Annotated in this window: 19 protein-coding genes and 1 tRNA gene; 9 read left to right on the top strand and 11 right to left on the bottom strand. The window is 62.9% G+C overall.

Going from position 1 to position 21,928, the window contains the following annotated elements; all coding sequences use genetic code 11:
* Window positions 1-27 precede the first annotated feature (27 nt).
* Window positions 28-1,035 carry a 4-hydroxythreonine-4-phosphate dehydrogenase PdxA gene (pdxA, locus tag BMX99_RS14795; protein WP_093453469.1) on the top strand — a complete coding sequence of 336 codons (1,008 nt, stop codon included), beginning with the start codon at window positions 28-30 and terminating at the stop codon, window positions 1,033-1,035.
* 51 nt (window positions 1,036-1,086) lie between these two features.
* Here pdxA and BMX99_RS14800 read toward each other — a convergent pair whose 3' ends face one another.
* The 4 genes from BMX99_RS14800 to BMX99_RS14815 are packed head-to-tail and all read right to left on the bottom strand — an operon-like array spanning window position 1,087 to window position 5,322.
* Window positions 1,087-2,295 (bottom strand): beta-ketoacyl-[acyl-carrier-protein] synthase family protein, encoded by a 1,209-nt coding sequence (locus tag BMX99_RS14800; RefSeq protein WP_093453472.1) that lies wholly within the window; start codon window positions 2,293-2,295, stop codon window positions 1,087-1,089.
* The gene (locus BMX99_RS14805; RefSeq protein ID WP_093453475.1) at window positions 2,292-2,552 is read right to left on the bottom strand and encodes an acyl carrier protein; all 261 of its coding nucleotides are present in this window, start codon (window positions 2,550-2,552) and stop codon (window positions 2,292-2,294) included. The genes BMX99_RS14800 and BMX99_RS14805 overlap by 4 nt, the downstream gene beginning before the upstream one ends.
* Before the next feature lie 33 nt (window positions 2,553-2,585).
* The gene (lpxD, locus tag BMX99_RS14810; RefSeq protein WP_093453478.1) at window positions 2,586-3,677 is read right to left on the bottom strand and encodes a UDP-3-O-(3-hydroxymyristoyl)glucosamine N-acyltransferase; all 1,092 of its coding nucleotides are present in this window, start codon (window positions 3,675-3,677) and stop codon (window positions 2,586-2,588) included.
* A 31-nt stretch (window positions 3,678-3,708) separates the two neighbouring features.
* Window positions 3,709-5,322 (bottom strand): L,D-transpeptidase family protein, encoded by a 1,614-nt coding sequence (locus BMX99_RS14815; protein WP_093453481.1) that lies wholly within the window; start codon window positions 5,320-5,322, stop codon window positions 3,709-3,711.
* 341 nt (window positions 5,323-5,663) lie between these two features.
* Here BMX99_RS14815 and BMX99_RS14820 point away from each other — a divergent pair, with 341 nt between their 5' ends.
* A complete protein-coding gene (locus BMX99_RS14820; protein ID WP_093453484.1) occupies window positions 5,664-6,233 on the top strand; it encodes a YcbK family protein in 570 nt (189 codons plus the stop codon).
* 144 nt (window positions 6,234-6,377) lie between these two features.
* Here the strand turns inward: BMX99_RS14820 and BMX99_RS14825 are convergent, their stop codons facing one another.
* Entirely contained in the window at window positions 6,378-7,010 is a 633-nt protein-coding gene (locus tag BMX99_RS14825; protein ID WP_093453486.1) for an invasion associated locus B family protein, read from the bottom strand.
* Window positions 7,011-7,530: 520 nt separating this feature from the next.
* Between BMX99_RS14825 and BMX99_RS14830 the strand changes: the two genes are divergently transcribed.
* On the top strand, window positions 7,531-9,093 hold the full coding sequence (locus BMX99_RS14830) for a helicase HerA-like domain-containing protein (RefSeq protein ID WP_093453489.1): 1,563 nt from the start codon (window positions 7,531-7,533) through the stop codon (window positions 9,091-9,093).
* A 200-nt stretch (window positions 9,094-9,293) separates the two neighbouring features.
* Here the strand turns inward: BMX99_RS14830 and gpt are convergent, their stop codons facing one another.
* The 3 genes from gpt to fabI form a co-directional block, all read right to left on the bottom strand.
* Window positions 9,294-9,797 (bottom strand): xanthine phosphoribosyltransferase, encoded by a 504-nt coding sequence (gene gpt, locus BMX99_RS14835; protein ID WP_093453491.1) that lies wholly within the window; start codon window positions 9,795-9,797, stop codon window positions 9,294-9,296.
* Window positions 9,798-9,878: 81 nt separating this feature from the next.
* Window positions 9,879-10,493 carry a LysE family translocator gene (locus BMX99_RS14840; protein WP_093453494.1) on the bottom strand — a complete coding sequence of 205 codons (615 nt, stop codon included), beginning with the start codon at window positions 10,491-10,493 and terminating at the stop codon, window positions 9,879-9,881.
* Between the two features lie 3 nt (window positions 10,494-10,496).
* Entirely contained in the window at window positions 10,497-11,303 is an 807-nt protein-coding gene (fabI, locus tag BMX99_RS14845) for an enoyl-ACP reductase FabI (RefSeq protein ID WP_093454358.1), read from the bottom strand.
* A gap of 103 nt (window positions 11,304-11,406) precedes the next feature.
* Between fabI and pdxH the strand changes: the two genes are divergently transcribed.
* The 5 genes from pdxH (at window position 11,407) to BMX99_RS14870 (ending at window position 17,549) form a co-directional block, all read left to right on the top strand.
* A complete protein-coding gene (pdxH, locus tag BMX99_RS14850; protein WP_093453497.1) occupies window positions 11,407-12,012 on the top strand; it encodes a pyridoxamine 5'-phosphate oxidase in 606 nt (201 codons plus the stop codon).
* A gap of 112 nt (window positions 12,013-12,124) precedes the next feature.
* The gene (locus BMX99_RS14855) at window positions 12,125-12,676 is read left to right on the top strand and encodes a cold-shock protein (RefSeq protein ID WP_093453500.1); all 552 of its coding nucleotides are present in this window, start codon (window positions 12,125-12,127) and stop codon (window positions 12,674-12,676) included.
* 71 nt (window positions 12,677-12,747) lie between these two features.
* Window positions 12,748-13,200 (top strand): DUF192 domain-containing protein, encoded by a 453-nt coding sequence (locus BMX99_RS14860; protein WP_093453503.1) that lies wholly within the window; start codon window positions 12,748-12,750, stop codon window positions 13,198-13,200.
* Window positions 13,201-13,255: 55 nt separating this feature from the next.
* Window positions 13,256-13,332 (top strand) — tRNA-Pro (locus BMX99_RS14865).
* Window positions 13,333-13,880: 548 nt separating this feature from the next.
* Window positions 13,881-17,549 carry a vitamin B12-dependent ribonucleotide reductase gene (locus BMX99_RS14870; protein ID WP_093453506.1) on the top strand — a complete coding sequence of 1,223 codons (3,669 nt, stop codon included), beginning with the start codon at window positions 13,881-13,883 and terminating at the stop codon, window positions 17,547-17,549.
* 158 nt (window positions 17,550-17,707) lie between these two features.
* Here the strand turns inward: BMX99_RS14870 and BMX99_RS14875 are convergent, their stop codons facing one another.
* From BMX99_RS14875 to hemB, 3 genes are all read right to left on the bottom strand, one after another.
* Window positions 17,708-19,279: an acetolactate synthase large subunit gene (locus BMX99_RS14875; protein WP_093453509.1), complete on the bottom strand. Its 1,572-nt coding sequence runs from the start codon at window positions 19,277-19,279 to the stop codon at window positions 17,708-17,710.
* A 252-nt stretch (window positions 19,280-19,531) separates the two neighbouring features.
* A complete protein-coding gene (locus BMX99_RS14880) occupies window positions 19,532-20,092 on the bottom strand; it encodes a lipid-binding SYLF domain-containing protein (RefSeq protein ID WP_093453512.1) in 561 nt (186 codons plus the stop codon).
* Between the two features lie 175 nt (window positions 20,093-20,267).
* On the bottom strand, window positions 20,268-21,266 hold the full coding sequence (gene hemB, locus BMX99_RS14885; protein WP_093453514.1) for a porphobilinogen synthase: 999 nt from the start codon (window positions 21,264-21,266) through the stop codon (window positions 20,268-20,270).
* A gap of 134 nt (window positions 21,267-21,400) precedes the next feature.
* Here hemB and BMX99_RS14890 point away from each other — a divergent pair, with 134 nt between their 5' ends.
* On the top strand, window positions 21,401-21,928 hold the full coding sequence (locus tag BMX99_RS14890; protein ID WP_093453517.1) for a component of SufBCD complex: 528 nt from the start codon (window positions 21,401-21,403) through the stop codon (window positions 21,926-21,928).

Here is a 21,928-nt window from a genome sequence, read left to right on the forward strand (position 1 = left end):
GTAAATGAGCAATTTCAGGCAAAAGTTATGACAGTTGAACCGACCCGGCCGCCCCTGGCGGTCACCCTTGGGGACCCGGCAGGAATCGGCCCCGAAATCGCGCTGCGCGCGGTCACCCGTCCCGATGCACCCCATTGTCTGCTGATCGGTCCGCCGGCCGCAGCGGCCCGTGCGCGGGATCTGGTATCGCCAAAGACGCAGCTGCGCGCGGTGGATGCGCCGGAACATTGCGTGCGCACGCCGGGGACGATCGACATCATCACCTCGAGCCGGTCGAAGGTGCACCCCTATGGCCAGATCTCGGCCGAGGCCGGGCAATTGGCGCACGAGGCGGTGATGACCGCCGTCGCGCTGGCCAAGGCCGGGCGGGTGTCGGGGATCGTCACGGCCCCCATCCACAAAGAGGCGCTGTCGAAGGCCGGCGTGCCCTTTCCGGGCCATACCGAGATGCTGGAGAAATACAGCGGCGTGTTGGAAACCGGCGGTCGTGTCGCGATGATGCTGGCCAATGAAGAGCTGCGTGTGGTGCTGGTCACGATCCACGTTTCCCTTCGCGAAGCGGTCGAGCAGGCGGATTACGCTGCCCAGCTGCGGGCCATTCGTCTGGCGCACAAGGGGTGTCAGGCCTTCGGGATCGGATCGCCCCGGATCGCCGTGGCCGGTCTGAACCCGCATGCGGGCGAAGGCGGGCTGTTTGGCCGGGAAGAGATCGACATCATCCGTCCCGCGATCGAGGCGGCGCAGGCCGACGGCATGAACGTCAGCGGCCCCTGGCCGGGCGATACGGTCTTCATGCAGGCGCGCCAAGGCAAGTTCGATGTGGTCGTGGCGCAATACCACGATCAGGGTCTAATTCCGATCAAATACATGGGCTTGGACAAGGGTGTTAATGTAACACTTGGACTGCCCTTCGTGCGCACGTCGCCTGATCATGGCACGGCCTTCGACATCGCGGGCAAGGGTGTGGCCGATGCCTCGTCCATGATTGCGGCCATCACCATGGCCGACAGGATGAGCCGCGCGCGACGCGGCTGACTGGTTGTAATGGGGAAGAAATCCGGGGCGTTTCAGCGCCCCGGAGCAGTCCTAGACCTTGCGCAGGGCAAGGACGGCGTTGAGGCCACCAAAGGCAAAGGCGTTCGACAGGGCGACATCAACCTTGGCTTCGCGCGCCTCGTTCGGGACCACGTCCAGCGCGCATTCGGGATCGGGTTCTTCGTACCCGATGGTCGGGGCGATGACCCCGTCGCGCAGCGCCATGATACAGGCCAGAAGCTCAACCGCGCCGGTGCCGCCGATCAGGTGGCCGTGCATCGACTTGGTCGAGGAGATCATCACCTTGTCCGCATGCGGCCCCAGGGCATCGGCCACGGCGGCGCATTCGGTCTTGTCGTTGGCGGCGGTGCCGGTGCCATGGGCGTTGATATAGCCCACCTCGTCGGCGTTGATGCCCGCGTCCTTCATGGCACCGGAAATCGCCCGAGCCGCGCCCTGTTTGGACGGCATGACGATGTCCGAGGCGTCCGAGGTCATCGAGAAGCCGGCGATTTCTGCCAGGATCTCGGCGCCGCGTTTCTTGGCGTGTTCGTATTCCTCGAAGACGAAGATGCCGGCGCCTTCGCCCTGCACCATGCCGTTGCGGTTCATCGAAAACGGGCGGCAGGCGTCCTTGGACATGACGCGCAGACCTTCCCAGGCCTTCACGCCGCCAAAGCACAGCATGGATTCTGATCCGCCGGTGACCATCACCGGGGCCATGCCCGTGCGCACCATCTGGAAGGCTTGCGCCATGGCATGGTTCGACGAGGCACAGGCCGAGGCCACGGTGAACGTCGGCCCCTTGAGGTTGAATTCCATGCTGACGTGGGATGCCGCGGCATTGTTCATCAGCTTGGGCACCACGAAGGGGTGCACCCGGTTCTTGCCGTCTTCGTAGACGTGGCGATAGTTCTCATCCAGCGTGGTCATGCCACCGCCGGAATTGCCCAGCACAACGCCCGATTTCGCCGCCAGATCACCGATGAATTCCAGCCCCGCCTGGGCGATGGCTTCGCGCGCGGCGACCAGCGTGAACTGGGTGAACCGGTCGTACAAGGACATCTGCTGGCGGTTGAAGATGCCCTCGGCCTCGAAATTCTTGATCTGCCCGCCGATGTTGATGGCAAGCCGTTCAACATCCCGGAACTCAAGCGGGCCGATGCCGCAGCGGCCTTCGCGGAAGGCCTCGAGCGTTTCGGGAACCGTGTGGCCAAGCGCGTTGATCGTGCCCGCGCCGGTGATAACGACGCGTTTCACGAATGCTGTTCCGCCACCAGCTTCTGGATGCCGGCCACGATGGCGGCGACCGACGAGATGTCGAAATCGCTTTGATCGGGTTCGTTGGCGTTGAAGGGCACCTGGATGTCGAAGGCCTCTTCGATGGCGAAAATGGATTCCACCAGGCCCAGGCTGTCGATGCCAAGATCCTCGAGTGTCTTGTCCATGGTCACGTCAGACGGATCAAGCATGGCCTGGTCGGCGATGATCTCGATCACCTTGTTCTGGATGTCCATTGCGGGCCTCCCTCGGGGGTTGTTGTCCGGGATTTACTCATTCTCGCCGGACTTGAAAACAGCTTTCTGTAGCGCCGCGACCTGTTCGAAAAGGCGCGGCAGACGCCGGATCGCCTTGTAGCCGTCCAGGTGCGTGTCCATCTTCACGGCCGGCGATCCCATGATCACGCGGCCCGCGGGCACCTTGGAAAACACCTTCGAGGCGCCGCCGGCAACGACGTTATCGCCAATAGATGTATTGTCCGTGACACCGACCTGGCCGCCCAGGGTGACGTTGTTGCCGATCACGGTGGACCCGGCGATGCCGCATTGCGCCGCGAACAGGCAGTCATTGCCGATCCGCACGTTGTGGGCCACGTGGCAGAGGTTGTCGATCTTGCAGCCGTTGCCGATCTGGGTCGGGCGCACCGTGCCGCTGTCGATGGTGGTGTTTGCGCCCAGTTCGACGTCGTCACCGATGACGACGGCCCCCAGGGAGTGCAGGCGGATCCAGCTTTGGCCTTCGGCGGTGACCGATTCCCCAAGCGAGGCGCGGGCCTGTTCCACGGCCGATTCCTCGGCCGTGACAAAGCTGTGCCCGTCGGAACCGACAACGCAGCCGGGGTGCGCGATGAAGCGGTCGCCGATGCGGACCCGCGCCATGATGCGCACGCCGGAATGCAGCAAGGCCCCGGCACCGATCCGCGCAGCGGTGCCGATATAGGCCTGCGGCCCGATCACCGAATTGTCGCCAATTACCGCATCTGCGGCCACATAGGCCATTGGCCCGACCGAGACGTTGGTGCCCAGACGCGCGCCGGGATCGACGATGGCAGTCGGGTGGATACCGGTGCCATAGCCCTGACCGGGATCGAAGATCGCCGACAGGCCCGCCATGGCGACACGGGGCCGGGGCACAAGGATCGCGGCCTCGATCTCATAGTCGGTCCAGACGGCATCGGCCCAAAGCATCGCGGCGCGCGCCTTGCCCTGGGACAGTCCGGCGGCAAAGGCGGGCTTCATCGCCAGGGCAAGCTGATCCGGGCCGGCCTGCGCAGGTTCCGCCGCGCTGGTGATGGTCAGGTCTGTCTTGCCCTCGGCCCGGGCACCCAGGGCTTTGGCGATCTCTTCGATAGTGTAGGGCATCGGGGCCTCTCGGACTCAGGTCCGTCCCGGGTTATCCCTGAACGCCGGCCAGTTCCACCCCTTCGCGTGCGAGCGCGTCCCAGATCTGGGCATCGCGCCCATAGACGTCACGGCGATAGGTCATGTGGCCCTTGGGCTGGCTCATCGCGGTGCGATAGATCAGGTGGACGGGCAGGGGATTGACCAGGTCGACCTTGGTTTCGCGGCCGGTGTTCAGCTTGGACTGGAACAGTCCCTTGGGGTCGTCGCTTTGCCAGGCCAGCAGCGCATAGGCGAAGTCAAAGGGATCCTGCAGGCGGATGCAGCCGTGGCTGAAGGCGCGGACATCGCGGGCAAACAGGCTTTTGGCCGGGGTGTCGTGCAGGTAGATGTTGTTGGGGTTCGGGAACATGAACTTCACCAGCCCAAGCGCGTTGCGCGACGAGGGCGGCTGTTTCAGGTCAAAGGGGAAGTTTTTGGCGCTGTAGGCCGCGAAATCCACCTGCGACCGGTCGACGACACGGCCGCGCCCGTCGATCAGCTTGAGGTGGCTGTTCGATCCGGGGTTGCGTTTGAACGCGGGCAGATATTCGCGCACGGCGATGGACCGGGGCACGTTCCACGTCGGGTTGATGATCATGTGTTCCATCACGTCCGAGAATTCCGGCGTGCGGTGCGTGGGGATGTTCTTGCCGATGACCGAGCGGGTTTTGAAATAGACCTTGTCGCCATCCATGATGCGGGCGTGGAAATCGGTCAGGTTCACCAGGATGTGCCGGTCGCCCAAGTCGCGGTTGATCCAGCGCTCACGCTCCATCGCGACGATGACGGATTTCAACCGATCCTCGGCGGGGACGTTCAGCTCGGCGATGGTGGCGGTGCCGGCAACACCGTCTTCGGGCAGGCCGTGGTCCATCTGGAACTGCAGCACGGCGCCTTCCATCTCGGCGTCATAGGTGGCGTCGACGCGGCGGGGCAGGTAGCCCATGGTCATCAGCCGGTTGCGCAGCGCGACGACATCGGCACCGCTGTCACCGGGTTCAAGCTTGCCCGAGCGGATGGCGGGACCAAAGCCGCCGGCGGCCAGCAGATCCTCAAGCCGGAGCTTTTCGCGCATCAGGCGGGTGTATTCCAGGCTTTGCGGGGCCAGGCTGTTCACGAACCCCATGGGATCGGAGGAGGTGATCCCCTGAAGATAGCCTTCGCGATCGCGCAGCGGGACCTTGCGGACGATGCCGCTGTCGATCTTGGCGGGGGTCAGGCGGCCGGTCTGAAGATCGACGGCAAAGTCCAGGAACAGCTGCGACATGCGCACGTCCAGGCGGCCCAGTTCGGTGCCGGTGCGGGCGGTGCGCATCGCCTCGATCAGGCCGGGGACATCATAGGCACGGGCGGGCAGGCCATGGTCATTGGCCTTCTCGAGGATCGAGAACAGCGCGCGGCGACGTTCAAGGTGTTCCGGCCCGGTGCCCGTCCAGATCGGCGCGAAATCCGAAGCGCGGTAGAACCCGGCCAGGTCGCGGTCGATCGCGGCGGCCTCGGCGATGGTCTGTTGCTGCACGGTGACGCGGATGGCCACATCCTGCGCCTGAACGCCCCCCGCGGACAGGGTCAGGGCGATCACGGCTGAGGCAGTGAAGGTTCTGGCGCGGGCAGCAATGGTCATCGGACGATCCTTTAGAAATGCGTTGATCAAGCGTGGCGACTTGTCGCTTATTCTGTCTACTCACAAAAGGTTCAGAAATGCTTCTGTTCCAAGGGTGATGCACAGAGGTGACGCCTTTGGTTCGGCACGGTGGCGAAAAGGCGGCATCGGGTTCCCTGCGATCTGCCTGCCTGTGGATAATTGGCAAGAATCTGCCGAAAACCGCATTCGATTAAAAAGCTCGGGATTTGAGTCTTGGGCCATTTCAGGTTGTGTGCCATAAAACGCCTGCATCTGGGGATGAGGTGCAAAAACAGCCGCGTAACATCGCGGCACAGGTAGCGACGGGACAGGCGCGAAACATGGCAATCGAAAGCTCTAAGGGCATTTCGCGGCGCGCACTTTTGGGTGCGTTCGCAGCAAGTGCAGTGGTAGCAGCCCCTACTTATTCCAAGGCCGCAGGGTTCCTGCGCAACGCGGGCGACATCCGACGGATCCGGATGTACTCCGCACGAACCGGTGAAAAGATCGACATGATCTACTGGGTCGAAGGTCACTACATCAAGGACGCGGTGCAGGAAGTGAACCACTTCATGCGGGACTGGCGTAATGATGTGGCGACCTCCATGGATCTTCGCACGATCGACATCATGGCCGCATCGCACAACATGCTGGATGTTTCCGAACCCTACATGCTTTTGTCGGGGTATCGGACGCCGCAGACCAACGCGATGCTGCGGTCCAAGTCGCGCAACGTGGCGCGCAATTCGCTTCACATGAAGGGCCAGGCAGCCGATCTTCGTCTGTCCTCCCGCTCGGTCAACCAGATGGCGCGCGCGGCTTCGGCCTGCCATGCCGGGGGTGTCGGCCGCTACAGCGGGTCGAACTTCGTGCACATGGATTGCGGCCCGGTCCGCAGCTGGGGCGCCTAAGTCCCAACCTTCTCAGGGCCCTGCGGGGCCCGTTTCTTTTTCCGGGTCGCGCTGACCATCGCCGGTGCAGCCCCGACTCCTTCCTTCAGGACAAAGAAAAACGCCCGCCGGATTGGCGGGCGTTTTCTGTTCTGGCGCGGCGATTTACTGCGCGGGTGCGGCAGCCTGAAGGCCGTCGAATCCGGCGGTGAAACCGGCCAGAGACATTTCAAGCACAACGGCCTGGTCCTGGCGTTCAAACGGGAACAGCGTCAGCGTCGCCTTGCTGCCCTTCTTGAACGAGGCCACATCATCCGGCAGCAGGCCAAGGCGCGCGTAGCAGGCGTTCTTGTCACAGAAGGCATAGCGATAGACCTTGCCCTGACCACCGTCGATGGCGATGCGCAGATCCTTGGCCAGTGCGGTCCCATGCGGCACCAGGATGGTGGCACCCGCAGCGACCTGACCGCCTTCGGGCAGCTTTTCGATGATCACTTCGGCAACCGGGTTGTTTTCGGCACCGCGCAGCAGCTGATACAGCTGGCACGGCTCGGTCGCGGGATCGTCCTGCTTGACGCACTGGATCTGCCAGTCGCCCGAGGCTTCGCGGATATAGCCCTGGCCATTAACCGGACCGTCCGGCGTGCCGGTGTCCAGCACGGGGGCGGCTGCGTCGGAATTCGTTGTCTGGGTTGCCTCGTCGGCGGCGGGTGCGGCCGGCTGGGTGTCCTGTGCAAATGCCGTACCGGTCATCGCAACAAGGGCGAGCACGGATAGCATGGTTTTCGTCTTGGTCATTTCGAACCCATAATTTTGGTCAACGTCCTGTCGGGCCTAACATCTTGGGCGGGGATTGTCAGGCGGTTTGATGGAATTGTGAGCAGGGATTTATCACGGTGTCGGCAAGGCTTTGCCGAGGTGACCGAGGGCAAGGGATCTGCAGATCGTCGCCCGTGCAAAGGGTCGTGCAAATAGAAAAAGGGGACCCGAAGATCCCCTTTTCCATTCTCCCTGTCGGACTGGCCGACTTATGTTTGTGCTAACGCTAGGCGGTTTGCAGTGAACCGTCAACAGGCAAAATTCGGGATAAAAGCAGTTTGTTTTCCAGTGACTTGGCTTGGAATGGCTCTAAATCTGCCGGGTTTCGTGACGCCGGGTAAAAAAGGCCGTGCCGGTAAGGGCACGGCCAGTCTGACAGGGAGGAAGTTTGTCGCTGAAAGAGGACATGTACAGCGACGCTTTGATACTGGCAGGCAGAGGTTAAGATTGTATGGTCGGAAGCGAAATTTCCGCAGATCAGGCAAAATCGGGGGCAGGGATGGACGGACATATCTTCATCGGGGGCGGTGGCGAGGGTTATGGCACCAAGCAGGGATTGAACCTGGAATATGCCAACCGCCACGGGCTGGTGGCGGGCGCAACCGGCACCGGCAAGACCGTGACGCTGCAGATCATGGCCGAGGGGTTTTCCGCCGCCGGTGTGCCGGTCTTCCTGTCGGACGTCAAAGGCGATCTGTCGGGGCTGGCTGCTGCGGGCAGCGAAGGGTTCAAGCTGCACGAGGCCTTCACCTCGCGTGCCCAGAAAATAGGCTTTGACGACTATACCTACGAAAAGTTCCCGGTGCTCTTCTGGGATCTCTTTGGCGATCAGGGCCATCCGGTGCGCACCACCGTGTCCGAGATGGGGCCGCTGCTGCTGTCGCGGCTGATGGATCTGAGCGAGGCGCAGGAAGGCATCCTGAACATCGCCTTCCGCGTCGCCGACGAAGAGGGCATGGCGCTGCTGGATCTGAAGGATCTTCAGGCGCTTCTGGTCTGGGTGGGCGAAAACCGCGCCGATCTGGGGCTGCGTTATGGCAATATCTCGACCGCGTCGATCGGGGCGATCCAGCGGCGGCTGCTGGTGCTGGACAACCAGGGCGGGACCAAGCTGTTCGGAGAACCGGCGCTAGAGCTGTCGGACATGATGCGCACGGACGTGGACGGGCGGGGCATGATCTCGATCCTGGCGGCGGACAAGCTGATGGGCTCGCCCCGGCTCTACGCGACCTTCCTGCTGTGGCTTCTGTCCGAGCTGTTCGAGGAACTGCCCGAGGTGGGCGATCCCGAGAAGCCCAAGCTGGTCTTCTTCTTCGACGAGGCGCATCTGCTGTTCGACGGGGCACCCAAGGCGCTGGTGGACAAGGTGGAACAGGTCGCCCGGCTGATCCGGTCCAAGGGTGTGGGGGTCTATTTCGTGACCCAGAACCCGGCGGATGTGCCCGATGACATTCTGGGCCAGCTGGGCAACCGGGTGCAGCACGCCCTGCGCGCCTTCACCGCGAAGGACCGGAAAGAGCTGCGTATGGCGGCCGAGACCTACCGTGAGAACCCGTGCTTCGACACCGAAGACGCGATCCGCGAGGTCGGCGTGGGCGAGGCGGTGACCTCATTCCTTGAGAAAAAGGGCGTGCCCGGCGTGGTCGAACGGACGCTGATCCGCCCGCCCTCGTCCCAGCTGGGTCCGCTGGAGGTCTCGGAGCGGAAGGCGGTGATCAACGCCTCGCCGATTGCGGGGAAATACGAGACGATCCAGGACCGCGAAAGCGCCTATGAGATTCTGACCCGCCGCGCGGCCGAGGCCGCGAAGGCCGCCGAAGAGGCCGAGGCTGAAGAGGAAGAGCTGGAGGCGGCGCAGCGGGAATATCGCGCGGGACGTCGGTATTCCGGCACGCGGGTGGCTCGGTCGTCTTCCAAGCCGGTGTCGCGCAGCACGCGGCGGTCGTCGAAGGACGAGACGCTTGGATCGGCGCTTGGTCGCGCGGTGATCAAGGAACTTGGGGGCACCACGGGGCGCCGGATCGTGCGGGGGATCCTGGGCGGGTTGTTCAAGTCGCGGTAGGTGAATTCGCCCGCGGCGGGCGGGGACGCTGCCCTGTCACGCCAGAGGCGTGCCAAGTAGAAGGTGGGCGAGGGGGCGCTGGTCCGTCACGCCGGAGGCGTGCCACGTAGAAGGAAGCGAGGGGGCGCTGCCCCCTCGCGCTCCCCCGGGATATTTTCGGCAAGAGGATGTAAGGGGGGCGCGGTGTTTGAGGCGAGGGCTTAGTCGGAGCCGCGGTAGGGTTTGACGTATTGCATCGCCATGTCCCAGGGGAAGAAGATCCAGGTGTCCTGGGAGACCTCGGTGATGAAAGTGTCGACCTGCGGGCGGCCTTTGGGTTTTGCATAGACCGTGGCGAAATGCGCCTTGGGGTATTTCTGACGCACGAGTTCAAGCGTCTTGCCGCTGTCGACGAGGTCGTCGACCACAAGCACGCCGGTGCCGTCGCCCATCATGCCGGCGTCCGGTTCGTTCAGCACCTGGGCTTCGCCTTGATCCTGGTGGTGGTAGGATTTCACGGAAATCGTGTCGACCATGCGGATGTCGAGCTCGCGGGCCACGATCATGGCCGGGGCCATGCCGCCGCGCGTGATGGCGACCACGGCCTTCCAGGCCCCATTGTCGGGCCCGTGGCCATCCAGGCGCCAGGCAAGCGCGCGGCTGTCACGATGGATCTGGTCCCAGCTGACGTGGAAGCCTTTTTCATGGGGCAGAAGGTCCGACATGGCGTTTCCTTTTTGACTGCGGTTCGTTGGCGGTTCGATGGTGGCCGGGTCCCGGCGCGAAGTGATGTGGTCCGGGCCCGGTCAGCCCAGGGCGATCTTCAGCCCGAAAATCCCCATGAGCGTGCCGAAGCAGCGGTCGATCCAGGCCTTGGCCCGCAGGTAGAGCGAGCGCGGGCGCGACAGGGAAAACAGGCGCGCGACAAGGATATACCACAGGGTTTCATTGAGAAAGATCACCGCGATCAGCCCGGCGAGCGTGGGAATGGGCGCATCCGCCGGAACCAGCCCGACAAAGACGGCACCGAAGAAGACGGCGGGTTTCGGGTTGGCGGCAAAGGTCAGGAAGCCGTAGCGCAATGCGCGGCGTGGTGTCATCCGCGCCAGGCCGTCCTGGGCCATGTCCAGGGGTTCCTTGGCGTGACGCCACATCTGGATGCCGATCCAGACCAGAAAGGCCCCGCCGATCAGCTTGAGCGCTGTGAAAAGCGACGGCACCAATTCAAACAGCAGCGCCAGCCCGGCCAACGCCGCCGAAGCCCAGAGCACCGCGCCCAGGCCAAATCCCACGGCCAGCGCCACGGAGGTGCGGAACCCTTCGGTGATGGCGGTGCGGATGCAGACCACGAAGGAAGGTCCCGGCGACATGGCCGCCAGGAGATGGATCACCGCGATGGACAGGAAGGCGCCCGCTGTCACGGGTCAGCTTTTTTCGATATCGGGGGCGTCGACGGCCTTCATGCCGACCACGTGATAGCCCGCGTCCACATGCAGGTTCTCGCCGGTCACGCCGCTGCCCAGGTCGGACAGCAGGTAGAGCGCGGATTTGCCCACGTCGTCGATGGTCACGTTCCGGCGCAGGGGCGAATTGTATTCGTTCCACTTCAGAATGTAGCGGAAGTCGCCGATGCCCGAGGCGGCCAGGGTCTTGATCGGACCGGCGCTGATGGCGTTGACGCGGATGTTGTCCTTGCCCAGGTCCTCGGCCATGTATTTGACCGACGCCTCGAGCGCGGCCTTGGCGACACCCATGACGTTGTAATGCGGCATGACCTGTTCGGCACCGTAGTAGGTGAGTGTCAGCATCGAGCCGCCATCGGTCATCAGCTTCTCGGCGCGCTGTGCGACGGCCGTGAAGGAATAGACCGAGACATCCATCGTCATGGCGAAGTTGCCGCGCGAGGTGTCGATGTAACGTCCGCGCAGTTCGTTTTTGTCGGAAAAGCCGATGGCATGGACCAGGAAGTCGATCTTGCCCCAGGTTTTCTCGATCTCGGCAAAGGCCGCGTCGATCGAGGCTTCGTCCGAGACGTCGCAATCGATCAGCGTCTTGACGCCCAGCTGGTCGGCCAGCGGCACGACGCGTTTCTTGAACTGATCGCCCATGTAGGAGAAGGCCATTTCGGCACCCGCGTCGGCGCAGGCCTTGGCGATCCCCCATGCGATGGATTTGTCGTTTGCAAGGCCCATGATCAGCCCGCGCTTGCCTGCAAGCAGTTGATTTGACATCGTGCCAATCCCGCCCATTGATTAACCGTCAGGTTCCTTTAGGCGATCGGAACCGGCGCTTCAAGTCCGGCGGGGCCGGCATCCAGTGACGAAAGGCAAGAAGATGAGCGACAGAACAGGGATTTTTGCAGGCGACGACCCCTTTGCCATCGCGCGGTCCTGGCTGGCCGAGGCCGAGGATACCGAAACCAATGATCCCAATGCCATCGCCCTGTCCACGGTTGACACAAATGGAATGCCGAATGTTCGAATGGTGCTCTTGAAAGACATCGAAGACGATGGTTTTGTCTTTTTCACAAATTACGGAAGTGTCAAAGCTTCGGAAATCGATGCAACGGGCCGAGCAGCCTTTGTCCTACATTGGAAATCGCTCAGACGTCAGATCCGGGTTCGCGGTATTGTTCGCCGCGAAGACGGAGAGAAGGCCGATACCTATTATCGGTCCCGTTCGCTGAAATCCCGTCTGGGGGCCTGGGCGTCGCGGCAATCGCAACCCCTGTCTTCGCGGACTGCATTGATGGCCGAGGTGGCAAAGGTCACCGCCCAGCAGGGCACCGACCCGGCGCGACCGGAATTTTGGGGGGGGTATCACATCGCCCCTCTGGAAATCGAATTCTGGGCCGATGGCGCCTTTCGGTTGCACGATCGTTTCCGCTGGACGCGGGACGAGGTTGGAACCGAATGGCATGTCGTGCGCTTGAATCCGTAGGGTTGACGCCTTGGTTAACTGTCAACTCTCTGGAAACACTACCTTCTATACATAAGGGGGGGTGTGAACTGAGTTTATTGTTATGTAGAAAACACGATAAATTCACGCGGGGATGCAAGTGGACACCTTCAATAACGAAACCCGCAGGATAGACGGTATTGTTAAATGGTTTGATCCGGGCCGAGGCTTTGGATTTGTCGTTTCCGAGGAGGGCGGACCGGATATTCTGCTGCACGCAAACGTGCTGCGCAACTTTGGACAAAGCTCGGTCGCGGACGGGGCGAAAATCACCATCGACGTGCAGACCACGCAGAGGGGCGTGCAGGCCGTCGAGGTCGTTTCCGTCGAATCGCTTGCTGCAACGGACGCACCGGGGCTTGAGGATTTCCAATCGCTGACGCCCGAAGAAATTCGCAAATCTCCGCTACAGCCCGCACGGGTAAAGTGGTTTAACAAAGAAAAAGGTTTCGGCTTTGCCAATGTCTTTGGCAGCGACGAAGATATCTTTGTTCATATCGAGGTGCTGCGCGCCTCGGGCCTGGCGGACCTGCAACCGGGCGAGGCGGTGTCGCTTCGCATGATCGATGGTCGCCGCGGCAAGATGGCATCAGAGGTCACTACATGGGAAGCAGCGCTGCGCGTTCCACAGGCGGAAAACGTCTGACAGCTGACAATATGCGGGCAGGGGCCTTTGGTCCCGTCCGCGGCTATTGTTCCTTTCTTCGAAACAGTGTGATGGGTTTTGCCCTGTCGGCCGTGCTGGCCGGCGGGGTGTTCGCGCAGTGTCGCGACGACCGGGTCGAGCTGCGCGGAGACTGGGGGCAGGCCGGGTTCACGGTCGAGATCGCCGATGACTCGGGCGAGAGGGCCCAGGGCCTGATGTATCGGGACGCGATGTCCTCGGGGGCGGGGATGCTGTTCATCTATCCCCGGCCCCAGGCGGCGATCGCCTTCTGGATGCGCAACACCCGCATCCCGCTGGACATCATCTACATGGATGCGCAGGGCGTGGTGCAAAGCATCGCGCATGATGCGGTGCCTTTCGATGAAACGCCGCTGCCGGGCGGGGCGGGCATTCAATATGTGCTCGAGATCAATGGCGGGCTGGCGCGGCGTCTGGGGATTGCTCCGGGCACCCAGCTGCGCCATCCCGCGATCACCACCCCGGCTTGGTCCTGCGACGAATAGTCAGCGCTTAGTGCTTTCCTTCGCCTGCGGCATTGGGTAAGGACGCGTCACGGTCCGGGGCGTAGCGCAGTCTGGTAGCGCACCTGTTTTGGGTACAGGGGGTCGTGAGTTCGAATCTCGCCGCCCCGACCACTTCCTTCCATCACAGATCTTGTGGGCCATCTTGGGATCCGCTGCCGTATGGCCCCTACGTGTGGTATACGCAAAGCCGACGTTACAATATATGTGGTGTCTGTTTGCTGGGCGATTCTGTGTTTTGCCGGTGACACAACCCTTCGGCGAACGCGTGGTTAACGATCTTTAACCTATCCACAGCTGTGAGCAAATTGGCGGCGATCGGTGGAATGTTGCTGATATTCAAACGCTTCTTCGGACTTCCTGTACCAGCCTCTCAAAGTTGATTCTGTGCAGAACAGCGTCAAGCAATCTTTGATACGAAATCTCGTTGACGCGGTGTGCGCACATACCGCAAATTGTGGAGGCCGGAAGGATCACACACCAAATCTAGGTGTCGCTTTCAGGCAAAGGGACAGAGACGAACCAAAGCCACACAAACTGGCGAATGGCGGGCCCCGCGGGGGCGCGACTGGCAATCCCTTGCCTTGTGATCCTCCTCCGGCACGAGTTGAGCCCCATAGGGGGGCACGCGTGAAGCAAAAGCGATCAGGGGCTGTTTCATCATGAAGATCGAGCGCAAGTTTACCAAGTCCGGACAGGATGCCTATGCAGGGGTCGAATTCACGACCACGTCCTCGGAAATCCGAAACCCGGACGGGACCATTGTGTTCAAACTGGACGACTGCGAAGTCCCCGCAAGCTGGAGCCAGGTCGCCAGCGACGTGATCGCGCAGAAATACTTCCGCAAGGCGGGCGTGCCCTCCCGTCTGAAAAAGGTGAAGGAAAAGGGCGTTCCTGAATTCCTGTGGCGCTCTGTTGCCGACGGTGATGATGTCGAGATCGGTGGCGAAACCTCGGCCCGCCAGGTCTTTGACCGTCTGGCCGGCGCCTGGGCCTACTGGGGCTGGAAGGGCGGCTATTTCTCCTCGGAAGAGGACGCATCCGCTTATTATGACGAGATGCGCTACATGCTCGCGACTCAGCGCGCTGCGCCGAACTCGCCCCAGTGGTTCAACACCGGCCTGCATTGGGCCTATGGCATCGATGGTCCCAGCCAGGGCCACTATTACGTCGACCACAAGACCGGCAAGCTGACGAAATCCAAGTCCGCCTATGAACATCCGCAGCCGCATGCCTGCTTCATCCAGTCGGTCGGCGACGACCTGGTTGGCGAAGGCGGGATCATGGATCTCTGGGTCCGCGAAGCCCGTCTGTTCAAATATGGGTCGGGCACCGGCACCAACTTCTCGTCGCTGCGGGCGGCGGGCGAAAAGCTGTCCGGTGGCGGCAAATCTTCGGGCCTGATGGGTTTCCTCAAGATCGGTGACCGGGCGGCTGGCGCGATCAAGTCGGGCGGCACCACGCGCCGTGCGGCCAAGATGGTCATCGTGGATGCCGATCACCCGGACATCCAGGAATACATCAACTGGAAAGTGAAAGAAGAACAGAAGGTTGCCAGCATCGTCGCCGGGTCGAAGATGCACGAAAAGCAGCTGAACGCGATCTTCTCGGCGATCCGCACCTGGGACGGCACCGAAGAGGGCGCCTATGATCCCAATGAAAACGACGCGTTGAAAACGGCCGTGCGGGAGGCCAAGAAATGCGCCATCCCCGAGACCTACATCAAGCGCGTGCTTGATTACGCCAAGCAGGGCTATGCCAGCATCGAATTCCCGACCTACGACACCGACTGGGACAGCGAAGCCTATGCGTCGGTTTCGGGCCAGAACTCCAACAACTCGGTCCGGGTCACCGACGCCTTCCTGCAGGCCGTCAAGGATGACAAGCCGTGGGAGCTGGTGAACCGCACCGACGGCACCGTGGCCAAGACGATTTCCGCGCGCGAGCTGTGGGAAGACATCGGCCACGCGGCCTGGGCCTGTGCCGATCCCGGCATCCAGTACCACGACACGGTCAACGCCTGGCACACCTGCCCCGAAGACGGGCAGATCCGTGGCTCGAACCCGTGCTCGGAATACATGTTCCTGGACGACACTGCCTGCAACCTGGCCTCGATGAACCTGCTGACCTTCCTCAAGGACGGCGTGTTCCAGGCCGACGACTACATCCACGCCACCCGGCTGTGGACACTGACGCTGGAAATCTCGGTCACCATGGCGCAGTTCCCGTCCAAGGAAATCGCCCAGCTGTCCTATGACTTCCGGACCCTGGGTCTGGGCTATGCCAACATCGGCGGCCTGCTGATGAACATGGGCTTCGGCTATGACAGCGACGAAGGCCGCGCGCTGACCGGTGCGCTGACCGCGATCATGACCGGCGTCTCTTATGCCACCTCGGCCGAGATCGCCGGTGAGCTTGGGGCCTTCTCGGGCTACCAGCGCAACGCCGAGCACATGCTGCGCGTCATCCGCAACCACCGCAACGCCGCCTATGGCAATGCGGAAGGCTACGAGGACCTGGCGATCAAGCCGGTGCCGCTGGACCACGGCAACTGCCCCGACCGCAAACTGATCGATCTGGCAAAAACCAGCTGGGACGAGGCGCTGCGCCTGGGCGAAAAACACGGCTATCGCAACGCACAAGCGACCGTTATTGCACCGACCGGAACGATCGGTCTGGTCATGGACTGCGACACGACCGGGATCGAACCCGACTTTGCCCTGGTGAAGTTCAAGAAGCTTGCCGGCGGTGGTTACTTCAAGATCATCAACCGGTCCGTGCCCGCTGCGCTGGAGAAACTCGGCTACGGCTCGGCCCAGATCGAAGAGATCATCTCTTACGCGGTTGGCCATGGGTCGATCGGCAATGCGCCGGGGATCAACCACACCGCCCTGATTGGCCATGGCTTTGGCCAACGCGAACTGGACAAGATCGACGCGGCGCTGGCCTCGGCCTTCGACATCCGCTTTGTCTTCAACCAGTGGACCCTGGGCGAGGATTTCTGCACCAAGACCCTGGGCATCCCGGCCGAAAAGCTGAACGATCCGACCTTCGACCTGCTGCGCCACCTTGGCTACTCCAAGAAGGACATCGAGGCCGCGAACGATCACGTCTGCGGAACCATGACGCTGGAGGGTGCGCCGCACCTGAAGGAAGAGCACCTGAACATCTTCGATTGCGCCAACCCCTGCGGCAAGAAGGGCAAGCGCTTCCTGTCCACCGACAGCCACATCACCATGATGGCCGCGGCGCAGTCGTTCATCTCGGGTGCGATCTCGAAGACGATCAACATGCCGAACGATGCCACGATCGAGGACTGCCAGAAGGCGTATGAGCTGTCCTGGTCGCTCGGCATCAAGGCCAACGCGCTCTATCGTGACGGGTCCAAGCTGTCGCAGCCGCTGGCCTCGGCCCTGGTCGAAGACGACGATGACGCCGCCGAGATCCTGGAAAGCGGCTCGCAGACCGAGAAGGCCGCCGTGCTGGCCGAGAAGATCGTCGAAAAGATCGTCATCAAGGAAATCACCAAGGCGGCAGGCCGGACCAAGATGCCGGAACGCCGCAAGGGCTATACCCAGAAGGCAACCGTGGGCGGCCACAAGGTCTATCTGCGCACCGGCGAATACGAAGACGGGTCGCTTGGCGAGATCTTCATCGACATGCACAAGGAAGGCGCTGGCTTCCGGGCGATGATGAACAACTTTGCCATCGCCGTGTCGGTTGGTCTGCAGTACGGCGTGCCGCTTGAGGAATTCGTCGACGCCTTCACCTTCACCAAGTTCGAGCCTGCGGGCATGGTGCAGGGCAACGACTCGATCAAGAACGCGACCTCGATCCTCGACTACATCTTCCGCGAACTGGCCGTGTCCTACCTGGACCGCACCGACCTGGCGCATGTCAAACCCTCGGGCGAGACCTTCGACAGCATCGGGCAGGGCGCAGACAAGGAAGGCGTGTCCAACCTGGAAGAGCTGAGCGAAAGCGCCGCCTCCAAGTCGCTGGAAGTGCTGAAACAGATCTCCTCGACCGGGTATCTGCGCAAGCGTTTGCCGCAAGAACTGGTGGTGCTGCAGGGGGGCATGATGACCGGAACGGATCCGGTCCAGGCGCTGAACACGCTTGTGCCCGCCACGGCGACCTCGACCAGCACCGTGACGATGGAAAGCACCACGGCCATGGCCTCGGGCACCGTGTCGATGGATGCGCGCACCAAGGCAAAGATGCAGGGCTATGAGGGCGAGGCCTGCGGCGACTGCGGCAACTACACGCTGGTCCGCAACGGCACCTGCATGAAGTGCAACACCTGCGGCGCGACGTCCGGGTGCAGCTAAACGGCATAGCGCGGCGGGTGGTTCGTCTGTCGCGCTACTTGGATCAAGCCGCAGGCAGAAATTTCGGGCGGTAACTCACTACTGAGCTTGATCCAAAACACTTAGGGGCCTCTTCGTGAGGCCCCTTTTTTCGTGTCAGTCCTGGGCCGAAGGGGCGATCAGATCATCGCTTCGATCAGGAACGGCCCGCGGGTCTTGGCGGCGCGTTTGAACAGCTCGGTAAAGCCTTCGGCGGTCTCGGCGCGGGCGGCCTCGACCCCCATGCCACCCGCGATCTTCACCCAGTCAAGCGAGGGTTCGTCGAAGTCCAGCATGCGGCGCGCGTTTTCCCCGGCCTCGCCTGCGCCGACGCCCTTCAGCTCTCCGTGCAGGATGGCATAGCGGCGGTTGGCGAAGATCACGATGCAAACGTCCAGGTTTTCCCGCGCCATGGTCCACAGCGCCTGGTTGGTGTACATCCCGCTGCCATCTGCCTGAAGCGCCACGACTTTCCGGTCGGGGCAGGCGATGGCGGCCCCGGTGGCCAGCGGCAGGCCGACCCCGATCGCGCCGCCGGTCAGCTGCAGCCAGTCATGGCTGGCGGCACCATAGGTGAAGCGGAAGAAATCCCGCCCCGAGGTGACGCTTTCATCGCAGACGATGGCGTTGTCGGGCAGGTGATGGCCGACGGTGATGGCGATGGTTTCCGGCGTCAGCTTGCCGCTGGCCAGGTCGGGGATGGCGGCGATCTGCGGCTTTGGCACGGGCTTGGCCCCCACGGCCTGGGCCAGGGCGTCCAGCGCGCCGGGCAGATCGTCGGAAGGATCCGCCAGGGTCAGAATCTCGCAGCCCTCGGGTAGCAGCGAAGACGGCTTTCCGGGGTAGGCAAAGAAACCAACCGGTGCCTTGGCCCCGACCAGGATCACGCGCTCATAAACCTTCAGGACCTCAAGCGCCTGGTCGATCGGATAGGGCACGCGGTTCAGCGCAACGCGGGATCCGCCCCGCTCCAGCCGGGCATTGGCCTGCTGGGCCAGAAGGTCGGCCCCGGTCGCGGCGGCGATGCGATGCGCATCCTCCAGCGGGGCTTCGCGCAGGGCGGTGCCCGTCATCAGGATCAGCGTCTTCTTGCCGTCGCGCAGGGCGCTTGCCGCGGCCGCAAGCCGGTCCTCGTCTACTCGCGTCGGCGCACGCAGCTGCGCCTTGGCCGGCGCACCCTGCGGGGCTGCCCCCCAGGCAAAGTTCGCGGGCAGGATCAGGGTGGATACGGTGCCCGGCGCGCTCATGGCAGCGGCGACGGATTCAGCGGTTGCGGGGCTGACGTCCTCGACTCCGGCAATCCGGCGGACATGGCCCGACATGGGCCGCGCCAGCGTGTCGATGTCGGATGTCAGCGCCGCATCATAGGGCAGGTGATAACTGGCATGATCGCCGACCACATTGACCATCGGCGTATTGGCGCGGCGGGCGTTGTGCATGTTGGCCATGGCATTGGCCATGCCCGGCCCGGTGTGCAGCAGGGTCGCCGCCGGTTTGCCGGCCATGCGGGCATAGCCGTCGGCCGCGCCGCTGACGACGCCTTCAAACAGGCCCAGCACGCAGCGCATCGCCGGCTTGCGGTCAAGCGCGGCCACAAAGTGCATCTCGGAGGTGCCGGGGTTGGCGAAACAGACGTCGACGTCATTGGCCAGAAGCGTGTCGCACAACACGTCCGCGCCGGTCTCTCCGGGGTTGCCTGGCTGGTCTGTCATGATGTCCTCCCTGACTAATCGCGCCCAACATCACCGCGGCGGCCGGGAAGTTCCAGTGCAAACTTACCCTACGTTCAAAAAACTGTCTCTTTGGTTTTCTCAAATATCCTCGGGGGTCGTCACGGCTGCCCTGGCAGGCGTGACGGAAGGGGGCAGACAGCCCCCTTGGCCCGGCATCGCCACAGGCGCGCCGGGTTCCGATTGCGATCCACCCGTCAAATCTGGCCCCCAAAAAATCAGGGCGCTCAAAAATCAGGGAATAATGCGGGTGTACTTGATGCCCTCGATCGTCGCGCCAAGCCGTGCCCCGGCCTGGCCGAAGACATAGGCCACAACGGGCGAGAGGCCTGAATTCGTGTCGGTGCGGAAATTGTCGCCTTCGTTCGAGAAAGCATATTCGATGTCCGCACCCGCGGCCCAGCCTTCGTTGCGGCGGAAGCGTTCCAGCGATTCCTGCGACATGAAGAACAGCACATGAGCGTATTGCTGGGCGCCGATCTGAAGGCCAAAGTTGGCGGCGGCGGCCGAGTAGTAATCCACCGTGATCCCGTCCACGCGCAGCGCGCCCTGGCCATAGGATCCGCCGATGCCGATCCCGGCTTCGGTGATCACCGGCATCACCAGTGCGGCGACGGATTTCGCGGAAACTTCACGCGATTCCGGATAGTTCTGGAACAGGAACCCAAGGGTTGCATCGACCCGCGCGTCAATCTTCTGCGGGTTGGTATTCCCCACGCCATTGCCGCAGGCGGCGGTCAGCGCAAGGGTGGCAAAGGCCGCAAGGGCGGCGCGTCGGCGGGTGAGTTTCAGCATAGCTTCTGCCTGTCTGGGGGGCGCGGATTGCGCCGTTGCTCGATCTGTCCGGTTCTCCGGATCTGCGGCAAGTATAGGCGCGGGGGCGCGGCTTGTCACTATGGGTGGTGGGGTTCAGCCCCTCTTGGGCGGGAAACCGGCCGGGCTGGCCAGCCGGTCCCATTTGTCGCGCGGACTAGTGGCCCAGGGCGCGGGCCATGGCGGGGGCAAAATAGGTCAGGATGCCGTCACATCCAGCCCGTTTGAAGCACAGCAGGCTTTCCGCCATCACGCGGTCCCCGTCGATCCAGCCGTTTTGCGCGGCGGCCTGGATCATCGCGTATTCGCCCGACACCTGATAGGCGAAGGTCGGCACCTGAAGTTCGCGTTTCACCCGGGAACAGATGTCCAGATAGGGCTGGCCGGGTTTGACCATGACCCAATCGGCACCTTCCTGGATGTCGCGGGTGACAAGGCGCAGCGCCTCGTCGGAATTGCCGGCGTTCATCTGATAGGTCTTCTTGTCGCCCTTCAGGGCGCCCGTGGCACCGACCGCATCGCGGAAGGGTCCGTAATAGGCGCTGGCGTATTTGGCGGCATAGGACAGGATCAGCACGTTTGTATGGCCAGCCCCCTCCAGCGCCGACCGCATGGCGGCGATCCGTCCGTCCATCATGTCCGAGGGGCCGATGATGTCGGCGCCGGCCTCGGCCTGGCTCAGCGTCTGCTTGACCAACGCCTCGACGGTTTCGTCGTTCAGGATCTCTCCGTCCACCACGAAGCCGTCGTGCCCGTCGATGTTGTAGGGGTCCAGCGCCACATCGGTCATGATCGCCAGATCGGGGCGCACCGCCTTGATCGCGCGGATGGCGCGGTTGGTCAGGTTTTCGGGGTTCCAGGCCTCGGCACAGTCCTTGGTGCGCTTTTCCATCGGCGTATAGGGAAACAGGCAGATGGCGGGGATGCCCAGATCGGCGGCCTCTTTCGCGGCCTCGACCACGCGGTCGACCGAATAGCGCAGCACACCGGGCATCGAGGGCACCGGCTCCTCGATCCCGTCGCCTTCGGTCAGGAAGACGGGCCAGATCAGATCACTCACCGTCAGGGTGTTTTCCTGCATCAATGCGCGGATTGCGGGCGATTTGCGCGCGCGGCGGAAACGGGCGGCGGGAAACGGGGCGGTGAGAGCAGCCATCGGGGCATCCTTGTCTTGATCCGGCCCGCATTGGGTGGCATGGAATGGCCTGCATCACAAGTGGGCCGATCCCCGCTGATCCGCCGCGGGGGGCGTCAAGCCCCTGAACAGGGGCGCAGAAAAGGGGCGTTGAATTGGACCTCGCTGATACGATTTTCGAAGTCATCGACATGCGAAGCTTTTCGAACCTGTGGTTCTGGATCGCTTTGGCCGTGGTCTGGTCGACCGCCAGCCACTGGGTGCTGGGCGTGCCCTGGGACCTTGTGACGCGTGCCAAGCGTCGCGGCGGAAGCGCCGCCGAGGATGTCGAGGATCTGTGCCGGGTCTACGTGCGCCGCATCCTGCATGTGGCCGAGGTCTCGGGGCTGGTGATGACGGTGCTGGCCTGTTTCGTTCTGACCTCGCTGGCGGTGCTGGGTTTCGGCTACAGCATCGAATTCGCCCAGGCGGTGTTCCTGCTGGCCTTTCCCATGACGCTTGTCGGGCTATTATCGCTGCGATCGGCGCGGATCATCCGGGCCGAGGATCCGACGGGGCATGAACTTTATCGCCGGTTGCAGATCCACCGGATGAGCGTGCAGTTCATTGGCATGGCCTCGATCTTCGTGACGACCATGTGGGGCATGTTCAAGAACTTCTCACTCGGCGTGCTGGGGGGCTGA

Source organism: Pseudooceanicola nitratireducens, assembly GCF_900109195.1.
Classification (GTDB): Bacteria; Pseudomonadota; Alphaproteobacteria; order Rhodobacterales; family Rhodobacteraceae; genus Pseudooceanicola; species Pseudooceanicola nitratireducens.

Bases quoted from the DNA above. Each gene is read 5' to 3' on its own strand.
- pdxA (WP_093453469.1), top strand. From the start codon at position 28: ATGACAGTTGAACCGACCCGGCCGCCCCTGGCGGTCACCCTTGGGGAC.
- BMX99_RS14805 (WP_093453475.1), bottom strand. From the start codon at position 2,552: ATGGACATCCAGAACAAGGTGATCGAGATCATCGCCGACCAGGCCATG.
- lpxD (WP_093453478.1), bottom strand. From the start codon at position 3,677: ATGCCCTACACTATCGAAGAGATCGCCAAAGCCCTGGGTGCCCGGGCC.
- BMX99_RS14815 (WP_093453481.1), bottom strand. From the start codon at position 5,322: ATGACCATTGCTGCCCGCGCCAGAACCTTCACTGCCTCAGCCGTGATC.
- BMX99_RS14820 (WP_093453484.1), top strand. From the start codon at position 5,664: ATGGCAATCGAAAGCTCTAAGGGCATTTCGCGGCGCGCACTTTTGGGT.
- BMX99_RS14825 (WP_093453486.1), bottom strand. From the start codon at position 7,010: ATGACCAAGACGAAAACCATGCTATCCGTGCTCGCCCTTGTTGCGATG.
- BMX99_RS14830 (WP_093453489.1), top strand. From the start codon at position 7,531: ATGGACGGACATATCTTCATCGGGGGCGGTGGCGAGGGTTATGGCACC.
- gpt (WP_093453491.1), bottom strand. From the start codon at position 9,797: ATGTCGGACCTTCTGCCCCATGAAAAAGGCTTCCACGTCAGCTGGGAC.
- fabI (WP_093454358.1), bottom strand. From the start codon at position 11,303: ATGTCAAATCAACTGCTTGCAGGCAAGCGCGGGCTGATCATGGGCCTT.
- pdxH (WP_093453497.1), top strand. From the start codon at position 11,407: ATGAGCGACAGAACAGGGATTTTTGCAGGCGACGACCCCTTTGCCATC.
- BMX99_RS14855 (WP_093453500.1), top strand. From the start codon at position 12,125: ATGCAAGTGGACACCTTCAATAACGAAACCCGCAGGATAGACGGTATT.
- BMX99_RS14860 (WP_093453503.1), top strand. From the start codon at position 12,748: ATGGGTTTTGCCCTGTCGGCCGTGCTGGCCGGCGGGGTGTTCGCGCAG.
- BMX99_RS14870 (WP_093453506.1), top strand. From the start codon at position 13,881: ATGAAGATCGAGCGCAAGTTTACCAAGTCCGGACAGGATGCCTATGCA.
- BMX99_RS14875 (WP_093453509.1), bottom strand. From the start codon at position 19,279: ATGACAGACCAGCCAGGCAACCCCGGAGAGACCGGCGCGGACGTGTTG.
- BMX99_RS14880 (WP_093453512.1), bottom strand. From the start codon at position 20,092: ATGCTGAAACTCACCCGCCGACGCGCCGCCCTTGCGGCCTTTGCCACC.
- hemB (WP_093453514.1), bottom strand. From the start codon at position 21,266: ATGGCTGCTCTCACCGCCCCGTTTCCCGCCGCCCGTTTCCGCCGCGCG.